The organism is Aliihoeflea aestuarii (assembly GCF_024105665.1).
Classification (GTDB): domain Bacteria; phylum Pseudomonadota; class Alphaproteobacteria; order Rhizobiales; family Rhizobiaceae; genus Aliihoeflea; species Aliihoeflea aestuarii.
Window position 1 is genome coordinate 62,566 of the sequence record NZ_JAAAMK010000011.1, and the last position, 18,223, is coordinate 80,788.

General features: G+C 63.2%; 23 protein-coding genes. 17 read left to right on the top strand and 6 right to left on the bottom strand.

What is annotated here, in order from left to right:
* Window position 1 precedes the first annotated feature (1 nt).
* From GTW25_RS17770 to GTW25_RS17790, 5 genes are all read left to right on the top strand, one after another.
* Window positions 2–946 carry an ABC transporter permease gene (locus GTW25_RS17770; RefSeq protein WP_252913565.1) on the top strand — a complete coding sequence of 315 codons (945 nt, stop codon included), beginning with the start codon at window positions 2–4 and terminating at the stop codon, window positions 944–946.
* A complete protein-coding gene (locus GTW25_RS17775) occupies window positions 939–1,745 on the top strand; it encodes an ABC transporter permease (protein WP_252913567.1) in 807 nt (268 codons plus the stop codon). The genes GTW25_RS17770 and GTW25_RS17775 overlap by 8 nt, the downstream gene beginning before the upstream one ends.
* A 31-nt stretch (window positions 1,746–1,776) precedes the next feature.
* Entirely contained in the window at window positions 1,777–2,814 is a 1,038-nt protein-coding gene (locus GTW25_RS17780) for an ABC transporter substrate-binding protein (protein ID WP_252913569.1), read from the top strand.
* 256 nt (window positions 2,815–3,070) lie between these two features.
* On the top strand, window positions 3,071–3,838 hold the full coding sequence (locus GTW25_RS17785) for a helix-turn-helix transcriptional regulator (protein WP_252913570.1): 768 nt from the start codon (window positions 3,071–3,073) through the stop codon (window positions 3,836–3,838).
* Between the two features lie 2 nt (window positions 3,839–3,840).
* The gene (locus tag GTW25_RS17790) at window positions 3,841–4,554 is read left to right on the top strand and encodes a response regulator transcription factor (RefSeq protein ID WP_252913571.1); all 714 of its coding nucleotides are present in this window, start codon (window positions 3,841–3,843) and stop codon (window positions 4,552–4,554) included.
* A gap of 61 nt (window positions 4,555–4,615) precedes the next feature.
* Here GTW25_RS17790 and GTW25_RS17795 read toward each other — a convergent pair whose 3' ends face one another.
* From GTW25_RS17795 to motA, 6 genes are all read right to left on the bottom strand, one after another.
* Window positions 4,616–5,056, bottom strand: coding sequence for a BspJ family T4SS effector nucleomodulin (locus tag GTW25_RS17795; RefSeq protein WP_252913572.1), 441 nt, complete (start codon window positions 5,054–5,056; stop codon window positions 4,616–4,618).
* 5 nt (window positions 5,057–5,061) lie between these two features.
* Window positions 5,062–6,144, bottom strand: coding sequence for a flagellar biosynthesis protein FlhB (gene flhB, locus GTW25_RS17800; RefSeq protein ID WP_252913573.1), 1,083 nt, complete (start codon window positions 6,142–6,144; stop codon window positions 5,062–5,064).
* 113 nt (window positions 6,145–6,257) lie between these two features.
* A complete protein-coding gene (locus tag GTW25_RS17805) occupies window positions 6,258–7,280 on the bottom strand; it encodes a flagellar motor switch protein FliG (protein ID WP_372493243.1) in 1,023 nt (340 codons plus the stop codon).
* A 29-nt stretch (window positions 7,281–7,309) separates the two neighbouring features.
* A complete protein-coding gene (fliN, locus tag GTW25_RS17810; RefSeq protein ID WP_252913575.1) occupies window positions 7,310–7,726 on the bottom strand; it encodes a flagellar motor switch protein FliN in 417 nt (138 codons plus the stop codon).
* Between the two features lie 17 nt (window positions 7,727–7,743).
* On the bottom strand, window positions 7,744–8,670 hold the full coding sequence (locus tag GTW25_RS17815) for a FliM/FliN family flagellar motor switch protein (RefSeq protein ID WP_252913576.1): 927 nt from the start codon (window positions 8,668–8,670) through the stop codon (window positions 7,744–7,746).
* A gap of 39 nt (window positions 8,671–8,709) precedes the next feature.
* Entirely contained in the window at window positions 8,710–9,588 is an 879-nt protein-coding gene (gene motA, locus GTW25_RS17820) for a flagellar motor stator protein MotA (RefSeq protein ID WP_252913578.1), read from the bottom strand.
* Window positions 9,589–9,739: 151 nt separating this feature from the next.
* Here motA and GTW25_RS17825 point away from each other — a divergent pair, with 151 nt between their 5' ends.
* From GTW25_RS17825 to flgH, 12 genes are all read left to right on the top strand, one after another.
* Window positions 9,740–10,858, top strand: a complete 1,119-nt coding sequence (locus tag GTW25_RS17825) for a DUF1217 domain-containing protein (protein WP_252913579.1) — start codon at window positions 9,740–9,742, stop codon at window positions 10,856–10,858.
* Between the two features lie 10 nt (window positions 10,859–10,868).
* Window positions 10,869–11,588: a flagellar basal-body rod protein FlgF gene (gene flgF / locus GTW25_RS17830; RefSeq protein ID WP_252913580.1), complete on the top strand. Its 720-nt coding sequence runs from the start codon at window positions 10,869–10,871 to the stop codon at window positions 11,586–11,588.
* Window positions 11,589–12,953, top strand: a complete 1,365-nt coding sequence (fliI, locus tag GTW25_RS17835; protein WP_252913582.1) for a flagellar protein export ATPase FliI — start codon at window positions 11,589–11,591, stop codon at window positions 12,951–12,953. It abuts the gene before it with no gap.
* A gap of 28 nt (window positions 12,954–12,981) precedes the next feature.
* Complete coding sequence (locus tag GTW25_RS17840; RefSeq protein ID WP_252913584.1) at window positions 12,982–13,476, top strand: hypothetical protein; 495 nt, start codon at window positions 12,982–12,984, stop codon at window positions 13,474–13,476.
* A 61-nt stretch (window positions 13,477–13,537) separates the two neighbouring features.
* Complete coding sequence (gene flgB / locus GTW25_RS17845) at window positions 13,538–13,918, top strand: flagellar basal body rod protein FlgB (protein WP_252913586.1); 381 nt, start codon at window positions 13,538–13,540, stop codon at window positions 13,916–13,918.
* A 2-nt stretch (window positions 13,919–13,920) separates the two neighbouring features.
* Window positions 13,921–14,337 (top strand): flagellar basal body rod protein FlgC, encoded by a 417-nt coding sequence (flgC, locus tag GTW25_RS17850; RefSeq protein WP_252913588.1) that lies wholly within the window; start codon window positions 13,921–13,923, stop codon window positions 14,335–14,337.
* A complete protein-coding gene (gene fliE, locus GTW25_RS17855) occupies window positions 14,337–14,648 on the top strand; it encodes a flagellar hook-basal body complex protein FliE (RefSeq protein WP_252913589.1) in 312 nt (103 codons plus the stop codon). Before flgC ends, fliE begins: the two co-directional genes overlap by 1 nt.
* Before the next feature lie 13 nt (window positions 14,649–14,661).
* Window positions 14,662–15,459: a flagellar basal-body rod protein FlgG gene (flgG, locus tag GTW25_RS17860; RefSeq protein WP_252913591.1), complete on the top strand. Its 798-nt coding sequence runs from the start codon at window positions 14,662–14,664 to the stop codon at window positions 15,457–15,459.
* A 6-nt stretch (window positions 15,460–15,465) separates the two neighbouring features.
* Window positions 15,466–15,924 (top strand): flagellar basal body P-ring formation chaperone FlgA, encoded by a 459-nt coding sequence (gene flgA, locus GTW25_RS17865; RefSeq protein WP_252913593.1) that lies wholly within the window; start codon window positions 15,466–15,468, stop codon window positions 15,922–15,924.
* Window positions 15,912–17,024, top strand: a complete 1,113-nt coding sequence (locus tag GTW25_RS17870; RefSeq protein WP_252913661.1) for a flagellar basal body P-ring protein FlgI — start codon at window positions 15,912–15,914, stop codon at window positions 17,022–17,024. The genes flgA and GTW25_RS17870 overlap by 13 nt, the downstream gene beginning before the upstream one ends.
* Before the next feature lie 8 nt (window positions 17,025–17,032).
* On the top strand, window positions 17,033–17,512 hold the full coding sequence (locus GTW25_RS17875; protein ID WP_252913595.1) for a MotE family protein: 480 nt from the start codon (window positions 17,033–17,035) through the stop codon (window positions 17,510–17,512).
* Window positions 17,509–18,213, top strand: a complete 705-nt coding sequence (gene flgH / locus GTW25_RS17880) for a flagellar basal body L-ring protein FlgH (RefSeq protein WP_252913596.1) — start codon at window positions 17,509–17,511, stop codon at window positions 18,211–18,213. Before GTW25_RS17875 ends, flgH begins: the two co-directional genes overlap by 4 nt.
* Window positions 18,214–18,223: the final 10 nt, after the last annotated feature.

Below are 18,223 nucleotides of genomic sequence, written 5' to 3' on the forward strand. Positions count from 1 at the left end.
CATGAGTGCGGTGGAAATGGCGCCGCATGGGGCGGACACCGACAAGCCGAAAGCGCCGCGCGGCGACATCGCCTGGCGCTGGGGGCTGGTGGCCCCTGCCCTCATCGTGCTTCTTCTGGCCGCCTCCGGTCCGCTGCTGATCGTTCTGGTCTATTCGTTTCTGACGCCGGGCAATTTCGGCGGCGTGATCCGCGAGTTTTCGACCGACGGCTGGTTCCAGGTCTTCTTCACTCGCGATATCTTCGACGAGACGGTCGGACCGGCGACGGCGCATCTCGACATTTTCCGCCGGTCGATCACGCTCGCTCTCTATACGACCGTCTTCGCCGCCGTTCTGGGCTTCCCGACCGCATGGTTCATCGCGACCCGTGCGCCGGACGTGCGGCCGATCTGGCTCTTTCTGGTGACGATCCCATTCTGGACCAACCTCGTCATCCGCACCTTCGCCATTCAGGAGGTGATCCGCAACGAAGGACTGGTCAACACGATCCTGCGTTCGCTCGGCATCATCTCGGCACCGATCCAGATGCTCTATACGGACTTCGCCATCATGCTCGGCATGGCCTATGTGTTCCTGCCGCTGATGGTGCTGCCGCTCTATGCCAGCATGGAGAAGCTCGATTTCAAGCTGCTGGAAGCCGGCTACGACCTTTACGCCACGCGGCTGAAAGTGCTCTGGCACATCGTCCTGCCGCTGGTGAAGCCGGGCTTCATCGCCGGCTCGATCCTCGTCTTCATCCCGGCCATCGGGGCCTATGTGACGCCGCGCATCCTCGGCGGCGGCCGCAATTTGATGCTCGGCAACCTTATCGAACTGCAATTCGGACAGGGCCGCAACTGGCCGCTCGGCTCGGCGCTTGCCTTGACCCTGCTCGTGATCGTGGTCGCCGCGCTGATGGTCTATATCCGCGCCACTTCGCGCGAGGAGGGCCGGCGTCATGGGTAAGCGGAACTTCTCCGTCGCCAGCCTGCCCGGCTTCGGCACGATCGCGATCATCACCTTCATTTTCCTCTATCTGCCGATCGTCACGCTGGTCGTCTATTCCTTCAACGAAGCGGCCTCCATGTCGCGCTGGGAAGGCTTTTCGCTGCGCTGGTACGAGGCGGCCCTCGCCAACCGGCAGGTGCAGGACGTGTCGATCCGCTCGCTGGTGATCGCCGGATGGGCGGCGACGCTCGCCACGATCCTCGCCACGATGGCCGCACTCGCCACGACAAGGAACGAGCGCCGTTTCCCCGGCCAGACGATGATCTACGCGCTGATCAACCAGCCCCTGATGGTGCCGGAGATCGTGACCGGCGTGGCGCTGCTGATCTTCTTCGCCATGATCAAGATCGCAACCGGCTATCAGGGCCTCGGCTACCTGATTGCGGCGCATACCGCCTTTTGCATCCCCTTCGCCTATCTGCCGATCCGCGCACGACTGGAGACGATGGATTTGACGCTGGAGCGCGCCGCCGCCGACCTCTACGCAACGCCATTGCAGGCGTTCCGGCATGTGACGCTGCCCCTACTGGTGCCGGGCATCCTTGCCGGCTTCATGCTCGGCTTCGTCACCTCGCTCGACACCGTCGTCATCACCGAATTCGTCAAGTCAGCCGGACAGGACACCCTGCCGACCTACATGCTCGGCCAGTTGCGCCGCGTGGTCACGCCCGAGATGAACGCCATCTCGACGCTGTTTCTTCTCCTGTCCCTGATCGCCGTGACCGTGTTTTTCCTTCTGTCACGCAAGAAAGCCTGAAACGGAACCGAACCGAATGGGAGCACACACCATGAAAATCACACGATGGGCGCTTGCGGCGGCAACGCTCGCGGCGTCGACCTCTGCGGGTCTTGCCCAGAACGCCGGCTCGCTCAACATCTACAATTGGGGCAACTATACGAGCCCCGAACTGATCGAGAAGTTCGAGCAGGAAACGGGCATCGACGTCACCGTTACCGACTACGATTCGAACGACACGGCACTGACGCGCATCCGCGCCGGCGGCCATGGCTTCGACATCGTCGTCCCGTCCAACAATTACGTCCCGATCTGGGTCGAGGCCGGTCTCTTGCAGGAACTCGACCCGGCGGAAATCCCCAACATCGCCAATATCGCCGAGCGCTGGCGTGACGTGGACTGGGATCCCGGCCGCACGCATACCGTGCCATGGCAGTGGGGCACCACGGGCGTCATCGTAAACACCTCGCTCTATGAAGGCGACATCAACACATCGGCCATCTTCCTCGACCCGCCGGACGAACTGAAGGGCCGGGTCAACATCGTTCCGGAAATGACCGACATCATCAACATGACGGTGCGCTATGTCGGCGGCCAGCAATGCACGGACGACCGCGATGTCCTGCGCCAGGCGCGCGACAAGCTCGTCGAAGCCAAGCAGCACTGGATCGCCATGGATTACGGCACGGTCGACCAGTATGTCGCCGGCGACATGGATGCAGGCGTCAACTGGAACGGCGCCTCGATGCGCGCACGTCTCCAGAACGACGACCTCGCCTACGGCTACCCGAAGGAGGGATACCCGGTCTGGATGGATTCGGCGGGCATCCTCACCGACGCGCAAAATTCGGAGAACGCCAAGACCTTCCTGAATTTCGTTCTCGAACCCGAAAACGCCGCCATGATCTCGGAATTCGCGCGCTACGCCAATGGCGTCGAGGGGTCCGATGAGTTCATGCCCGAAGACATGCGCACCGCACCGGAGATCGTCGTGCCTGCGGAGCACGAGGCGGCCGGTTATTTCAGCGTGACCTGCCCGGAAGACGTCCAGCGGCTATACACGCAGATATGGACCGAACTTCTGCGCTAAGCCCTTTCTAGGACTCACTTTTTTGAAGCGCCGGCTATCAGCCGGCGCTTTTTCATGTGTTGCGGAAAAGACTCACATGACCTCGCGCCCGATGAACGGCTGAAACTTCGCGTGCCGAATCTTGACGCGAATCAAGCTGTTACGTACCAATGCTCACAGGGACGAGTGGTGCTTCGCGATCAGTCTTCCGGCACTTGGGGCATTGGTGCCGATCGCAGCGGTCCCGCGGGGGCGACTTCGCTTTGTCGAGAGTTCAATGCGTTTTGCGACTGTCATGGCGACATGGCGGCGACGGGTTCGCGTGCGCGGATACCGACCCGATACGGACGAATGGGCGATCGAAAAAGCGATGACCGAGGCTTTTCCAACTTTCCGAACCGACCGCATCGCCGAAGGCGGATTGCGTGAACTGGCCGCCCTGATGCGCGGCTTTTCCCGCCGCATCGGCGCGGATGCCTATCTTCTTTTCGAACATCGCCCCGGAACCGGCGACATAGGGTTGATCGCCTGCAACTGGCCGTTCGACATGCTGGCGGAAATCGGCAATGGCGGAATGAAATGCCTGGCCGATTCCGGTCTGGCGGTCGCGCCCGGCGACGCGGCCAGCATCCTGCCGGTCGACGTTTCCCTCCCATGCAACATGGCGGCATCCATGCGCGAGCACGGCTATGGCAAAATCATCTGCCAGAACCTGCCGGTCGGGGACGCGATCTTCATCGCCGTTTACTGCGCGTCAGACGACGTTCCCATGTCCATCGAGGAAGCCGAGCTTGCGCAAATGCGCGCCATCTATGCGCTTGGTCAAAGGCTGAGAACCAGACAGGCCGTAATCTCTCCCCTTTCGGTGCGCGAGCGCGAATGCCTGAGTTGGGTCGCCGAGGGCAAGACGACCGAAGAGGTCGCCTTGATCCTGGGCGTTTCGGCCAACACCATCAACGCCTATGTCGCCAAGGCCATCCAGAAGGTCGCCGCCACGAACCGCGCCATGGCGATCGCCACCGCGATCCGCACGGGCATGATCTGACGATGTTTCAGGACGGTCTCGACCAGAATTCCTTTTCCGATCAGGGCGCAGGCGAGATTTCCCCCGCATTTCAGGCGCTGACCGAGCGCGGGCAGGCGTTGGCTGCGACCCTTTCGGCCAAGCGGTTTTCACTGATCCTCGTCTCGCACCGCGATGGCGGCACCACGATTCTTCCCTTCATCGACACGAGCTATCCGGGCCTGTCCTCGCTGTCGCGCGTGCTGACCGCGCCCGGCGGCATCGACGAGCGTGCGGATGCCGCGCGGCGCGCCGCGCCAACCATTTTCGGTCTGCCGCCACAGGATGCGCCGTCCGGTGCCTATAGTCATGAGACGACGCTCGTACCCGGTGAGATCGCCATCGTCTTCCCGGTCCATTCGTCCTGCGGCCGGCGCGGACTTGTCGCTGTCAGCGGCACGGCACCGAGGCTCGACGACGACGCCCTGACACGCGCGCATCTGCGCGCCTTCGCGCTTTTTCGTTCAGCCTGCGCGTTGCGCACTCCCGAACCTGCTGCACGCACCAATCTGACCAAGCGCGATATCGAGTGCCTGCGGCTGACCGCCGACGGGCTGACCAGCGAGCAATTGGCGGAGCGTCTCGGCCTGTCCGTCCACACCGCCAATCAGTATGTTTCGGCGGTGGTCGAGAAACTCGACGCGGTCAATCGCATGCATGCCGTCGCCAAGGCGCTGCGCGCTGGAATTATTTCATAAGCAATTCCAGCAAAAGTACGCAGCGGTTTTGCGTCCGGAATTGCGCAAAATATGAAGCCTTTCATCCTGCCTTGAGCATCGGTTCGCTCGCGCGAATCCGCGCCGCGTCGAGGCTCGTCTTCAGGCGCATCGTATTCAAATCCGCATCTTCGGAGGCGTTTTCGAACGACACGTAATTGAGGTCGATCGATGCCGTTTCGGCAGCGAGCGTCAGCGTGAAATAGACCTTCGCGCCGCTCGGATGCAGTTCGAGATCGAGCGCGATGCGCGGCGGCATTTCCCACGCCGAATGGGCCTCCCCGCCATGTCCCAGACGCAGCGTACCCGGCATGAAATAGAGTTCTGCAGCGGAATCCACGAGATCGGCGATCGACGAAAACCGCTCCATGCGAATGAAGGCTATATAATCGGCGACGTCGATCATGCGCAGCTCGCTGACGACCTCGCTGATCGCGCTCGCAACGATGACTTCGCGCGTTTCGGTATGAGGCTGCTTGATCATTATACTCAACTCCCTCCGACCGGCTTGGCAGTCTTTCCGTAAACAATACGGACGAGCTCTGCGACGGCCTGGTAAAACTCAGACGGGATGACTCTATCGACCGAAACTTGCTTATACATGGAGCGTGCGAGGTCGACATTTTCGAAGACCGGAACGCCATTATCCTCCGCGATCTCGCGAATCTTCAGCGCGACCAGATCCTGACCCTTGGCGATGACGACGGGCGCGGCCATCTCGTCGCGCACATAGCGCAGCGCGATGGCGAAGTGGGTCGGGTTGGCGATCACGAGCGTAGCCGTCGGCACCGCTGCCATCATCCGGTGACGCGCCCGGTCGCGCTGCAAGGAGCGCATCCGCGATTTCACGATGGGATCGCCGTCCGACTGCTTGATCTCGTCCTTGACCTCCTGGCGGGTCATGCGCAGTTCCTGCCGCCAGTGGTACCGCGACCACAAGAGGTCGGCCGCCGCGATCAGCGCCATGATGAGCACGATCGCCACGACGATCTCGATCGCGATCTCCCGGATGGTGCCGACAAAGACGTCGGGCGGGGTCAGCATGCCTTCCAGAAGGCGGTACTGGGCCTGACGCAGGGCGAAGACGACGAAACCGCCGACGATCAAAATCTTGCCGATCGACTTGCCGAATTCGACCCAGCCCTGCTGTCCGAAAAGCCGGTCCCAGCCTTTCACCAGCGACAGGCGCGAGAGCTTGGGCTGGATCCGGTCGAGCACCATGCGCGGCATGTTCTGGAGCACCGAGGCCGCGATGCCTGCGAACATCAGGAGCGCGAGCAACGCGCCGAGCACCTTCGCGATCTCGATCGCGACCACCCTGTAGAGACTGACGGCGTCGGGTTGGGTCGCCAGCGACCACTCGTCGGGACGTTCCAGAAACATGGAGAGGAAGACGCCGAGTTCCGTGGCGCTTTGCTGCGCGAAGAACACGAAGAAGGTCAGGATCGCGAGAAAGGAGGCGACCGACGCGAATTCCTTGGCGACCGGGACCTGGCCCTTCTCGAGGCTGTCCTGGATCTTCTTCTCGGTCGCTTCTTCTGTCTTGCTGTCCTTGTCGGCGTCGTCGCTCATGGCCTAAGCAATTCCAGCAAAAGTGAAGAGCGGTTTTGCGTCCGGAATTGCGTAAAAGCAAAAAGACAGAGCATTGGAGGTGATCCTTTTCACCGGAAATGCCCTAACCGCGATCACGCAGCCGCGTCGAGTGACGGCAGTTCGACGACGCCCTGCCCCGAAAGGCGCAATGCCGTGGAGGCGATCGACTTGCGCGCGTCCATGATGGAACCGAGTCCGACATCCGATGGCGTCGCCAGTTCCGATTCAATCATGCGCCGGGACCGTGCGCCGATGGCCGACAGCACGGCCTCACGCAATTCGCCGTCGCATTCCCTCAAGGCCAGCGTGACGACTTCGGTCGACAATCCGTCGAACAGCACGACGCGCGACTTCTGGTCGAGCCGGACGATGTCCTCGAATGCGAAAAGCCGCGAGCGCAGTGCGGCAACGTCCGTCTGGCCCGATGCCTCAAGGTCGGACATGACTTCGTCCAGTTCGGACTTGTCGAGCTCGTTCAAAAGGCTTGCGACGCGTGCCTGCGCCGCTCCGATATTCTTGCTCTTCGACTGCTCGGTGATCCGGCTTTGCAACTGGCCTTCGATCAGCTTGCGCGCGGCCGGCTGAATCGTATTGAGCGAAAGCATGCGGTTGATGATCCCGCTTCGCGCCGCCTTCTCGAAAGTCAAGATCACCTTGGCCGCGACCGGCGGCTTCATATTCGTCAAGATGAGCGCGATGGTCTGCGGATGCTCTTCGGCAAGAAGCTGGTTGACGCGCGCGGGCTCCATCGTATCGAGCTTCGACCAGATCGTCGGGGCCGTGTCGACGCTCGCACCCGGCTTGCCGCGCCCCATGATCACGTCCACCTCGTCGGGCGAGAACGTGTCGCTGAGGAGGCTGTCCATCTGGTCGCTGGAATCGAGAAGTCCGGCGCCTTCGGTGAACTCGCTTTCGAACTCGGCGACGATCCGCTCCAGTTCGCTTTGCGAAATCGTCTGAAGCAGGCGCGCCGCGTCGATCAGCGCCTTCAGTTCCTCCTGCTTGAAGAACTTCAAAAGCTTGCCCGCCGAGGGCTTGCCCATCGCAACGAGGATGGCGGCCGCTTTCTGGGCTTTGGAAAGGCCGCGCATCGCCGGATCGGCCGGCGTGCGCATATCCTCGGACGTGGCGTTGGCGTGTTTCATCAGCCCTGCCTGGTCGTGTCCACGATCTGGGTCAGCTTGACGCCGAAGCGGGACGGATCGTCCTCCAGAACGGTGATCTCGCCCGATGCGATCTTGCGGCCGTTGACGACGATGTCGACAGGCTCGCCGATGCGGCGATCGAGCGCCACGGTCGATCCCTTTTGCAACGCCATCAGTTCGGAGACCGGCATCTCGGTGGAGCCGAGCACGATCTGCACGTCGACAGGAATGTTCATGATGACGGAATTGCCGGCCGGTGCAGCGGCGGCCGCGGCAGAACGCGGCGCGGCAGCGGTCGTCGCGGCAAGCCCTTCGCCATCCTCACTTTCGTTCAGCACACCGCGCAACTCCTCGATTGCCTGGTTGAGCTGGTCTTCCTCGATGTCTTCCGGCGTACCGGCCTGAGCCTTGGTCATTTTGTCCCCAGTCCTGTTCAGCCTGAAATCAGACCGTCGATGAAGTCCTTGCCCGCATCATAGGGATCACGGACACGAACCGTGAAATGATTCCCCAGCTTGCCGAACTCACATACGAAAATTGTCTTGCGCCGGGCTGACAGGCGCGTATTGACCTGCGCCTCCTTCGGCATCTCGATGACCTGCCCGACCCTGAGCTGAGTCAGTTCGCCGAGCGTCATCTTCGAAAGCGGGATCGTCGCCTCCAGCGCGACGTTGGCGCGCATCACCTCTTCGCCGAAGCGCGTGCGCCAGGCAGTCGGCGTCGCCGCGGCGCTCGCCTGAACGCCGTCGGCGCGATGGGTCAAAAGCACGCGCTGCGGCATGGTCACCGACAAGGTTCCGAACCCTGCGGCTGACGAAATGCGAAAGGCGATCTTGACGCCCGGCCCGTCGCGCATGGCCAGCTTGGACAATTCCGCCCCGCTGACCGGCGCGGCAAGCGGGAAATTCAGATCGAGGGCGCGATCGCCCGACCCGTTGAACGCTTTCGCCACGCTGGTGAACAGCACCGAGACCAGATCGAGCTCGATCGGCGAGGGCTTGCGGTCGATCGGATCGAAACGCTGGTCCGGATCGCCGCCGAACACGGCCCCGACGAGCAGGCCGACGAGGTCGGCATCGGCCAGGATTGCCAGCGCGTCGGGCGAGGATTTGGACGGCACGATGGTCATCGCCTCAAAGTGCGGCCGCTTGGGACGCGCCTCTCCGAACCGCACGACGTCGACCGTCTCGACCTCCATTTCCAGCGGAAACGACACAAGCTCCTCCAGATCGACCATGATCTGGGGGATCACCCGCGTCGCCAGCGCCCGCGCGGTATCGGCGACGCGCTGCGGCTCGCCGGTTTCGCCCACGAGGCGTTCGACGATCGGGCTGCGCTCGGGCACTGATGTGTGCGGCATCGACGGCATTACAGAACCTTGATGAGAATCACCTGACGATTAGGCAGCCTTTTTGACCCCTTCGCCACCCATATTCAAAGTGCTTTGTTCCACTGCATCGATCGACGGGCGATCATAGGCGGAAATCGTCTTGCGGCCGAACTCGAGCGCCACCTGCGGCAGAGACCCGTTCATGTAGGCGAGCAGTGTTTGCTTGACGATGATGTAGAGGCGGTTCTTCTTCTCGCGCACGACCTTGATCTTGGCCGCGATCGGCGCGACGACGGCATAGTTCAGGAAGATGCCGAGAAAGGTGCCGACGAGCGCCGCGCCCACCAGACCGCCGAGGATTTCGGGCGACTGGTCGATCGCGCCCATCGCCTTGATGACGCCGAGCACGGCGGCGACGATGCCGAGCGCCGGGAACGCATCGCCCACCGTCGTCAGCGCATGATAAGATTTCAGCTTGTCATGGCGGATGGTGTGGATTTCTTCGTCCATCAGCGCCTCGATCTCGAACGGACGGGCATTGCCGATGATGATGATGCGGCAATAGTCGCAGATGAAATTGGTCAGGTCGCGGTTTTTCAGAACGCTCGGATACGCCTGAAAGATCACGGATTCTTGCGGATTGTCGATATGCGCTTCGACCTCGTTGCGCGACTTGGTCTTCAGTTCGCGCATCAGGCTGTGCAGGACGCCGAGGACTTCCAGATAGTCCTGTTCCTTCGGAACCGCCCCCTTGATGGCCTCGACCGTCGCCCGTCCCGCATCCTTTACGGTGGACAGCGGATTGGCGATGAGGAACGTGCCGACGCCGGCGCCGCCGATGATGACGAGTTCCCATGGCTGATAGAGCACGCCCAGATGGCCGCCCATGGCCATGTATCCGCCCAGCACGCAACCGAAAATGACGATGAAACCAATAAGAATGCCCACGACGATCCTTCCCGTGCAGTACCCGGCATCGACGTTCTAAACAGCCCGCCTTGCGCGAGGCTTGAACGACGTCCGATCCGGCCTGCCAGTTTCGCGCAAGGCGTTGCCGCTATCAGTTCATGGGAGACATTGAACAGCGAGGATTTGGGCCGTGATCGGAACGCTTGCGAGCTATCAGAACATCACGCGCAATCTTGACCGCTCGCTTTCGCGCATCGAGACGCAGCCTCTGGTGAAGCGCGAAACCGAGCACTACCTCGCCAACATCTCGAAGGTCACGTCGATCGAGGAGTTCGTCGGCGACTACCGGCTCTTCAACTATGCGATGAAGGCCTTCGGCCTGCAGGACATGGCCTACGCCAAGGCCTTTATGGTCAAGGTCCTCGAAGAGGGAACCGAAGATCCCGATTCCTTCGCCAACAAGCTCACTGACAAGCGCTACGCCGAATTCGCCAAGGTCTTCGACTTTGCCCGCCACGGCGAAGCCGCCACCAGCTACAACCCTGCCCAGAACGGTGCGGTCGGGCTTTATGCGCTTGCTGCTGCTGCCGGCGAAATCCCAGCCGAAACGCAGAAGGAAGAGACTGCCTATTACCTGAAGACGATCCCGACGATCACATCGATCGACGGCCTTCTGGCGAACGATCGGCTGCTTGATTACGCGCTGTTGGCGCACGGGCTGGAAGAGCGCGCCGACGATAAGGAATTTCTGAAAAAAGTCCTCGAGGCAGGCCCCGAAAACGCGGCAGCACTTGCTGCCGACGAAGACGAGGAAGCCAAACTCATCGCCTTCGCGCGCGCCTACAACTTCGCCGAACGCGGAGCCGAGGCGACCACCTACACGAAAGCCGGAAACGGCGCCGTCGGCGCCTATATGCGCCAGACGCTGGAAGAAGACGCCGGCAACCAGAACGAGGGCGTGCGCCTTGCGCTCTACTTCGAACGCAAGGCGAGCGAGATCACCAGCTGGTACGAAGTGCTGGGCGACCGTGCTTTAGGTCAGGTCGTGCGCGCCGCGCTCGGCCTTCCCGATGCGTTCGCGCAGGCCGACATCGACAAGCAGGTCAAGTTCTTCGAAAGCCGCCTCGACATCGAGGACTTCAAGGACCCCGAAAAGCTCGGGCGTTTCCTGACCCGCTTCGCCGCTATGTGGGAAGTGAACAACCCGTCATCTGCGGCTTTGAGCCCGACTGCGGTTCTCTTCGGCCAGCCGCCGGAGTTCGGCATTTCCGGCGACATTCTTCTCACCATCGCCCGCATGAAAAGCTGAGGACGACCCGTTGCAGCCAGGACTTTACGTCTCCCTTTCCTCGCAGGTCGCGCTCGAACGCCGCCTGACCACCATCGCCGACAATGTCGCCAATGCCGGCACGGTCGGCTTTCGCGCGACGGGCGTAAAGTTCGAGGATCTTGTCACCGGAATGGGCAAGGGATCGATGTCGTTCGTTTCGACCGGGGAAACCTACCTGTCGACCAAGAGCGGCGGCATGAAGGAAACCGGCAATCCGCTCGACATGGCGATCAAGGGCGATGCATGGTTCGGCATCCAGACGCCGCAGGGCATGGTGATGACGCGGGACGGCCGTTTCACGATCCAGCCCGACGGCATGCTCGTCTCGATCGAAGGCTATCCGGTCGTCGATGCCGGCGGCGCTGAACTTCTCCTCGACCCGCAGGCCGGGCCGCCCGTCGTGGCAAGCGACGGCACGATCCGCCAGAACGGGAACCTCGTCGGCGGCGTCGGTCTGTTCCAGTTCACGCCCGGCGTCGATTTCGTCCGCTACGGCAATTCAGGGGTCGTGCCACCCACCCAGCCACAGCCGATCCTCGACGATCCCGATGTTGGGATCATGCAGGGCTTTGTGGAGAACTCCAACGTCGATCCGGTGCTCGAAATGACGCGGCTGATCCAGGTGCAGCGCGCCTTCGAGAACATGGCGGCGCTGACGCGCAACTCCGAATCCTCGCTCAACGAGGCGATCAAGGCGCTGGGCGCGTAAATGAACGCACATCCTCTTGTTTCGCCGCTTGAAGCGCTGGAACGCATCCATATGCGCTTTGCGGACACAGGCAATCTCGTTCGGACCGGCGGGCGCGTATCGGACGTCACGGCGACCCATATCATGGTCGAGGGACTGACGCGCACGGCGCGGCTCGGGGACGTGGTCGAGCATCGCTCGCGTACAGGCTTGCGCCTCGGTGAAGTCGTTCAGATCAGCGCGAACCGGGTGATGGTCTCGCCCTTCGATCGTTCAGCCGATGCGGGCGTCGGCGAGACGGTCACGATCGTCGGCGCGCTCGGCCTTGCACCTGACACCTCCTGGCGCGGACGCGCGATCGATGCGCTGTGCCGACCCATCGACGGGCTCGGCCCTGTCGCACCCGGCACCGACGCGACGGCAAGGGCCGCGCCGGCCGCCATGTCGCGCCAGCGTGTCGACAAGGGGTTTCGCACCGGCGTGAAGGTGATCGACATCTTCACCCCGCTCTGCTTCGGCCAGCGCATGGGCGTTTTCGCCGGCTCGGGCGTCGGCAAGTCGACGCTGCTCGCCATGCTCGCCAATGCCGACGCGTTCGACACGGTCGTCGTCGGGCTGATCGGCGAGCGCGGACGCGAAGTGCGCGAATTTCTGGAAGACACGATCGGCGCGGCCATGAAGAAGACCGTCGCGGTCGTCTCGACCAGCGACGAGAGCGCCATGATGCGCCGCCGTGCGCCCGAAACCGCGATGAGCGTCGCCGAATATTTCCGCGCGCGCGGCGACCGTGTGCTTCTGGTTCTGGATTCGATCACCCGCTACGCGCATGCGCTGCGCGAAGTTGCCATCGCCGCCGGCGAGCCGCCGGTCGCGCGCGGCTATCCCGCATCCGTCTTCACCGATCTGCCGAAACTTCTGGAACGCGCCGGTCCCGGACCTGTGGGCGAAGGCTCGATCACCGCGATCCTGTCGGTCCTGATCGACGGAGACGACCACAACGACCCGGTCGCCGATGCGACGCGCGGCATTCTCGACGGCCATGTCGTGCTCGACCGTTCCATCGCCGAACAGGGCCGCTATCCGCCGGTCGATCCGCTGGCCTCCATCTCGCGGCTTGCGCCGAAGGCGTGGAATCCGGAGGAGCGCAAGCTGGTGACGATGCTGAAAGCGCTGATCGCCCGCTTCGAGGATACGCGCGACATCCGCCTTCTCGGCGGCTACCAGCCCGGTGCCGACCATGAACTCGACCAGGCCGTCAGGCAGGTGCCGCTGGTTTACGCCGCGCTCGCCCAGACGCCGCATGACGGGCCATCGATGGACCCGTTCGCCGATCTCGCCATCGGCCTGAAACCCAGGGAGCAAGCCGGTGCCAACGCCGCCAACTGACAATCAGGCAACAGCCTGGAAGAGCTTCATGCACCGTCGCGGATTGTCGAAAGGCGATATCGCCATCACGTTCGGCGGCCTTGGCCTCGCTTTCGCCTGCGCGGCCTTTCCCTGGTACGTGTTCTACAATCAGGAACAGTTCGGCGTTCAGGAAATGCGCTTTTCGGGCAACATGACGCCCGGCGGCGTCGCGAGCATGGATGAGAGCCAGCCCATCGCGGCGGAGCCGATGACCCCCGACGATTTCCCGATCATGGAGCTCGACCTCTTCACGACGGCTTCCGCCGTCGTCGATGCGCCGCGCCCGGTCGTGGTCGACCAGCCGTTTCCCAAGCCCGCCGCCGTCCCCTACCGGATCGTCCATATCGCCAACGGTCGGGCGATGATCGAGGACGAAGGCGGCTATTTCGTCGTTCAGCCGGGTTCGACCCTGCCCGACGCGACCCGGGCCATGTCCATCGAGCAGCGCGACGGCGAATGGGTACTCGTGAACTCGAACGGCGGCGTCGTTTCGGCGCGGTGAAGCGCGCAAGGCTGACGCAAGACTGGATGGCTAGGTTCATCGTCAAGATCGAGGGACCGTCATGCAACCAGTCAACCTGTTCTCTTTAGCCTCCGAACAGGCCAAATGGCTTTCCGTCCGCCAGGCGGCGGTATCGGGCAATATCGCGAACGTGCACACGCCCGGCTACGCCGCCAAGGATGTCGAGCCGTTCGAGCAGGTTCTGGCCAACACGCGCGTCGGGCTGAACAAGACGCACGTCAATCATGTGTCGCTGGGAGCGACGGAACAAAATTTTCAGGTTCGCGAGATCGAGCCGTCCGGCCCTGAACTGCCGGGACGCAATTCGGTGACGATCGAACAGGAACTGATGAAGGCCGGCGAAGTCCGTCGAGGGATCGAACTCAACACGGGCATCGTGAAGGCATTCCACCGCATGTATCTGATGACGACAAGAGGCTGAGCATGGACCCGCTTCTCACTTCGATGAAGGTTGCCGCCTCCGGGCTTGGAGCACAGTCCGAGCGGCTGCGCATCGTTTCGGAAAACATGGCGAACGCGCAGTCGACGGGCAACGTCCCCGGCTCCGATCCCTTCCAGCGCAAGACGATCACCTTTGCCGCCGAACTCGACCGCGCATCCGGCGGCTCCTTCGTCAACGTCTCCTCGATCTCCAACGATCGCACGGCCTTCCCGCTGGAACACCTGCCGGGTCACGAGGCCGCCGACGAGGCCGGCTACGTGAAGATGCCGAATGTGAACATGCTGATCGAGATGGCCGACATGCGCGAGGCCAATCGCGGCTACGACGCCAATCTGCAGGTCATCAAGCAGGCGCGTGAAATGATTTCCATGACCATCGACCTGATGCGGAGCACCTGATGCTGACTGCCATTCCCGCCTTCCAGAATATTCAGGGCGCGCAGCGGGCGCTGGAACCGAATTTCGCACAGCCCGCGCAGGCTCCGACCATCGGCCAGAACTTCGCCGATGCGCTTGGCGACACCGCCATGGCGACGATCGGCAAGTTGCAGGCCGCCGAGCAGGCGTCCTTCAAGGGCATGCAGGGCGGGCTCGAAACACGCGAAGTGGTGGACGCGGTGATGAGCGCCGAGCAGTCGCTTCAGGCCGCCATCGCGATCCGTGACAAGATCGTGAGTTCCTACCTCGAAATCAGCCGCATGCAGATCTGACGGAGACGACATCATGAAAGCGCTCGCAATCGCGGCTACCGGCATGACGGCCCAACAGTCCAATCTGGAAGTCATCGCCAACAACATCGCCAACATCAACACGACCGGCTACAAGCGCGCCCGCGCCGAGTTCACCGACCTGCTCTATACGGTCGACAAGCTTCAGGGCGTACCGAACCGGGCCGATACCGGCCTCGTCCCCGAAGGCGCAAGCTTCGGTCTCGGCGTGAAGCTGGCCGCCGTTCGCAACGTCCACATGCAAGGCTCGTTCGCCACGACCGGCAACACGTTCGACGTCGCCATCAACGGCGAGGGTTGGTTCCAGGTTGAAGGCCCGAACGGCGAGAACGTCTACACCCGCGCCGGTGCGTTCAATCTCAACGCGGAAGGTGAACTCGTCACCATCCAGGGCTATCGCGTCATGCCGGGCCTCAACCTGCCGATCGGCGCGCTTGATATCGAGATCAATCAGTCCGGTGAAGTCTTCTACCGCCCTGCGGACGCAGGCGCGAACGCCGAGATGCAATCGGCAGGCACGCTCAACATGGTTCGCTTCGCCAACAATGCCGGCCTGATGCCGCTCGGCGACAATCTCTTTCGCCAGACGGCTGCGTCCGGCGAAGCCGAGGAAGGCACGGCCGGCGAACTGGGCATGGGCAAGATCGAGCAGGGCTATCTCGAAAGCTCGAACGTCGATCCGGTTCGCGAGATCACCGAACTGATCAGCGCCCAGCGCGGCTACGAGATGAACTCGAAGGTCATTCAGGCCGCCGACCAGATGGCGGCGACCGTTTCCCAGAACATGAGGTAAGGCGTCATGCCGCGTCGCGTCACAGGCATCGCAATCGCTACCCTCGCCCTTCTCGCCCCGGCGCTCGCCGCCGCGCAAGAGACGGTCGTGGTGCCGACGCGCGTCATCTATCCGGGACAGGAGGTCGGCGCCGACGCACTCGAAATCGTACCCCTGCGTCGCAATCTTCCAAACCCCTCGGTCTATGCGCTCGACCTCGAGCAGGTCGCGGGCAAGGTGGCGCGCAACACGCTCCTGCCCGGCCGCATGGTCTTCAACGCCGCCTTGCGCGACGCCTATGTCGTGGAAGCCGGCAAGCCCGTCGAAATGCGCTTCGTGCAAGGCCCGCTGACGATTTCGGCAACGGGCGTGCCGCTGCAACCCGGCTCGGCCGGCGATGTCGTGCGCATCCGCAATCTCGATTCCGGCCAAATCGTCTCCGGCGTGGTGATGGCGGACGGCACCGTGCGGATATCGGCATCATGATGCGGTTCCTCATCGCCGCGCTCGCCGTTTTCGCCGCTCTCACGCTGCCGGCAGGCGCGAATTCGCGCATCAAGGATGTGGCGACCCTGCAAAGCGCGCGCGACAACCAGCTCGTCGGCTACGGCCTTGTCATCGGCCTTCAGGGTTCGGGCGATTCCCTGCGCAACTCGCCCTTCACCGAACAATCGATCCGCGCGATGCTGGAAAATCTCGGCATCGCTTCGCAGGGCACATCGGCGCGCTCGCGCAACGTCGCGGCGGTCATTGTGACGGCGAACCTGCCGGCCTTCGTCCAGTCCGGCTCGCGCATCGACGTGAACGTGTCCTCGATGGGCGATGCCGCCTCGCTGCAAGGCGGAACACTCGTCATGACGCCGCTGCGCGCACCCGATGGCGACATCTACGCCGTGGCGCAGGGCGGCGTGATCGTCTCCGGCTTTACCGCGCAGGGCGCAGCAGAAACGCTGACGCAAGGCGTCCCCACCGCCGGCCGCGTGCCGAACGGCGCAATCGTCGAGCGCGAGGTTCCCGGCGCATTCAACGCCGACGCGACGCTGACCTTGCAGCTTCGCAATCCCGACTTCTCCACCGCCGTTCGCATCACCGACGCGATCAACGCCTATACGCGCCAGCGCTTCGGCACCGCCGTCGCCGCCGAGCAGGATGCGCGCACGGTCACGATCACCCGCCCGCAGAACGTTTCGACCGCGCGCTTTTATGCCGAGATCGAGAACCTCGCCATTCAGACCGATACGCCCGCACGCGTGGTGATCGACGAGCGCACCGGCACCATCGTCATCGGCCAGGACGTGAAGATCGCGCGCGTCGCGATCAGCCACGGCACCTTGACGGTACGGATCACGGAAATGCCGCAGGTCGTCCAGCCCGACCCCTTCACGGACGGCCGGACTGCGATCGAGGACTTCACGCAGATCGAGGCCGAGCAGCCGGATTCGCAGGTCGCGCTTCTCGACGGTCCGAACCTTGAAACGCTGGTCGCCGGCCTCAACCGCCTCGGCGTCAGGCCGGACGGCATCATTTCCATCCTTCAGGGCATCAAGTCGGCCGGCGCGTTGCAGGCCGAACTGGTCGTGCAATAGGCCGAGCGATGAAACATCTCCCCCTCACGACTGTTTTCCTCGGCCTTCTCGTCCTGACCGGCCCCGCCGCGACGCAGGAAGCGCCGCCCGTGTCCAACGACGTCGAACGCTTCTGCACCAATATCGCCGATGCCGCGCGAGACCAGCGCCATGCGCTTCAGGCCGAGGAACTTCGCAAGCTCCAGGCGGAGATCGATTCGCGCATCGACGCGCTCGAGGAAAAACGCGCCGAATACGAGGAATGGCTGCGCCGTCGCGAGACGTTCCTCGCCAGGGCGCAGGACAATGTCGTCGACATCTATGGCCGCATGCGCCCCGACGCCGCCGCCGAGCGGCTGACCGAGCTCGGTCCCGAGCTTGCCGCCGGCATCCTGATGAAGCTCGATGCGCGCCGCGCCGGCATCATCATGAACGAAATGGAAACCAAGGCAGCCGCCGGCGTCACCAGCGTCATGGCGAGCGCCGCGCGCCCGAAGGATCCCTCATGAGCCTGCGTCACGGCGCCGCCGTTCTCTCCGTCCTCATCCTCGCCGGCTGCGCGCAGACGGCCGAACTCGGCCGGGAGCCGAAGCTGACGCCCGTCGGCTACGGTATGGTGTCCGGCACGCGCCAGACCATGACCTATCCGAACCCGGCCGCGCCGGAAGTGCGCCGTTCCTCGCTGTGGGACGACCGTCAAAGCCGCCTCTTCACCGATGCGCGCGCGCTCGACAATGGCGACATCCTGACCGTCATGATCTCGATCAACGACCGCGCCGCGCTCAACAACGAATCCGACCGCCGCCGCACCTCTGCGCGTTCGATGGGCTTGTCGGGCAGCGCGGAGTGGGACGGCGTTGGAACCGGCGGCGGGCTCGACCTTACCGCAGCCGGCAACAGCCAGAGCGTCGGGCGCGGGACGACGGAGCGCTCCGAACGGATCGACATGCGCGTGGCGGCCGTCGTCACCGACGTTCTGCCCAACGGCAACCTCATGATCATGGGATCGCAGGAAGTGCGCGTGAACGCCGAACTGCGCATCCTGACCATCGCCGGCATCGTGCGCCCGTCCGACATCAGCGCCGGAAACACCATCGCCTATGACCGCATCGCCGAGGCGCGCGTCTCCTATGGCGGGCGCGGACGCCTGTCGGAAGTCCAGCAGCCGGCATGGGGCCAGCAGGTCTCCGACGTCATATTGCCGTTCTAGGAAAGACAGC

Bases quoted from the DNA above. Each gene is read 5' to 3' on its own strand.
- flgB (WP_252913586.1), top strand. From the start codon at position 13,538: ATGCAACCAGTCAACCTGTTCTCTTTAGCCTCCGAACAGGCCAAATGG.
- flgC (WP_252913588.1), top strand. From the start codon at position 13,921: ATGGACCCGCTTCTCACTTCGATGAAGGTTGCCGCCTCCGGGCTTGGA.
- flgH (WP_252913596.1), top strand. From the start codon at position 17,509: ATGAGCCTGCGTCACGGCGCCGCCGTTCTCTCCGTCCTCATCCTCGCC.
- GTW25_RS17780 (WP_252913569.1), top strand. From the start codon at position 1,777: ATGAAAATCACACGATGGGCGCTTGCGGCGGCAACGCTCGCGGCGTCG.
- GTW25_RS17840 (WP_252913584.1), top strand. From the start codon at position 12,982: ATGCACCGTCGCGGATTGTCGAAAGGCGATATCGCCATCACGTTCGGC.
- flgG (WP_252913591.1), top strand. From the start codon at position 14,662: ATGAAAGCGCTCGCAATCGCGGCTACCGGCATGACGGCCCAACAGTCC.
- fliI (WP_252913582.1), top strand. From the start codon at position 11,589: ATGAACGCACATCCTCTTGTTTCGCCGCTTGAAGCGCTGGAACGCATC.
- GTW25_RS17815 (WP_252913576.1), bottom strand. From the start codon at position 8,670: ATGCCGCACACATCAGTGCCCGAGCGCAGCCCGATCGTCGAACGCCTC.
- GTW25_RS17790 (WP_252913571.1), top strand. From the start codon at position 3,841: ATGTTTCAGGACGGTCTCGACCAGAATTCCTTTTCCGATCAGGGCGCA.
- GTW25_RS17775 (WP_252913567.1), top strand. From the start codon at position 939: ATGGGTAAGCGGAACTTCTCCGTCGCCAGCCTGCCCGGCTTCGGCACG.
- GTW25_RS17770 (WP_252913565.1), top strand. From the start codon at position 2: ATGAGTGCGGTGGAAATGGCGCCGCATGGGGCGGACACCGACAAGCCG.
- fliN (WP_252913575.1), bottom strand. From the start codon at position 7,726: ATGACCAAGGCTCAGGCCGGTACGCCGGAAGACATCGAGGAAGACCAG.
- GTW25_RS17875 (WP_252913595.1), top strand. From the start codon at position 17,033: ATGAAACATCTCCCCCTCACGACTGTTTTCCTCGGCCTTCTCGTCCTG.
- flhB (WP_252913573.1), bottom strand. From the start codon at position 6,144: ATGAGCGACGACGCCGACAAGGACAGCAAGACAGAAGAAGCGACCGAG.
- flgA (WP_252913593.1), top strand. From the start codon at position 15,466: ATGCCGCGTCGCGTCACAGGCATCGCAATCGCTACCCTCGCCCTTCTC.
- GTW25_RS17785 (WP_252913570.1), top strand. From the start codon at position 3,071: ATGCGTTTTGCGACTGTCATGGCGACATGGCGGCGACGGGTTCGCGTG.
- GTW25_RS17805 (WP_372493243.1), bottom strand. From the start codon at position 7,280: ATGCGCACGCCGGCCGATCCGGCGATGCGCGGCCTTTCCAAAGCCCAG.
- GTW25_RS17795 (WP_252913572.1), bottom strand. From the start codon at position 5,056: ATGATCAAGCAGCCTCATACCGAAACGCGCGAAGTCATCGTTGCGAGC.
- fliE (WP_252913589.1), top strand. From the start codon at position 14,337: ATGCTGACTGCCATTCCCGCCTTCCAGAATATTCAGGGCGCGCAGCGG.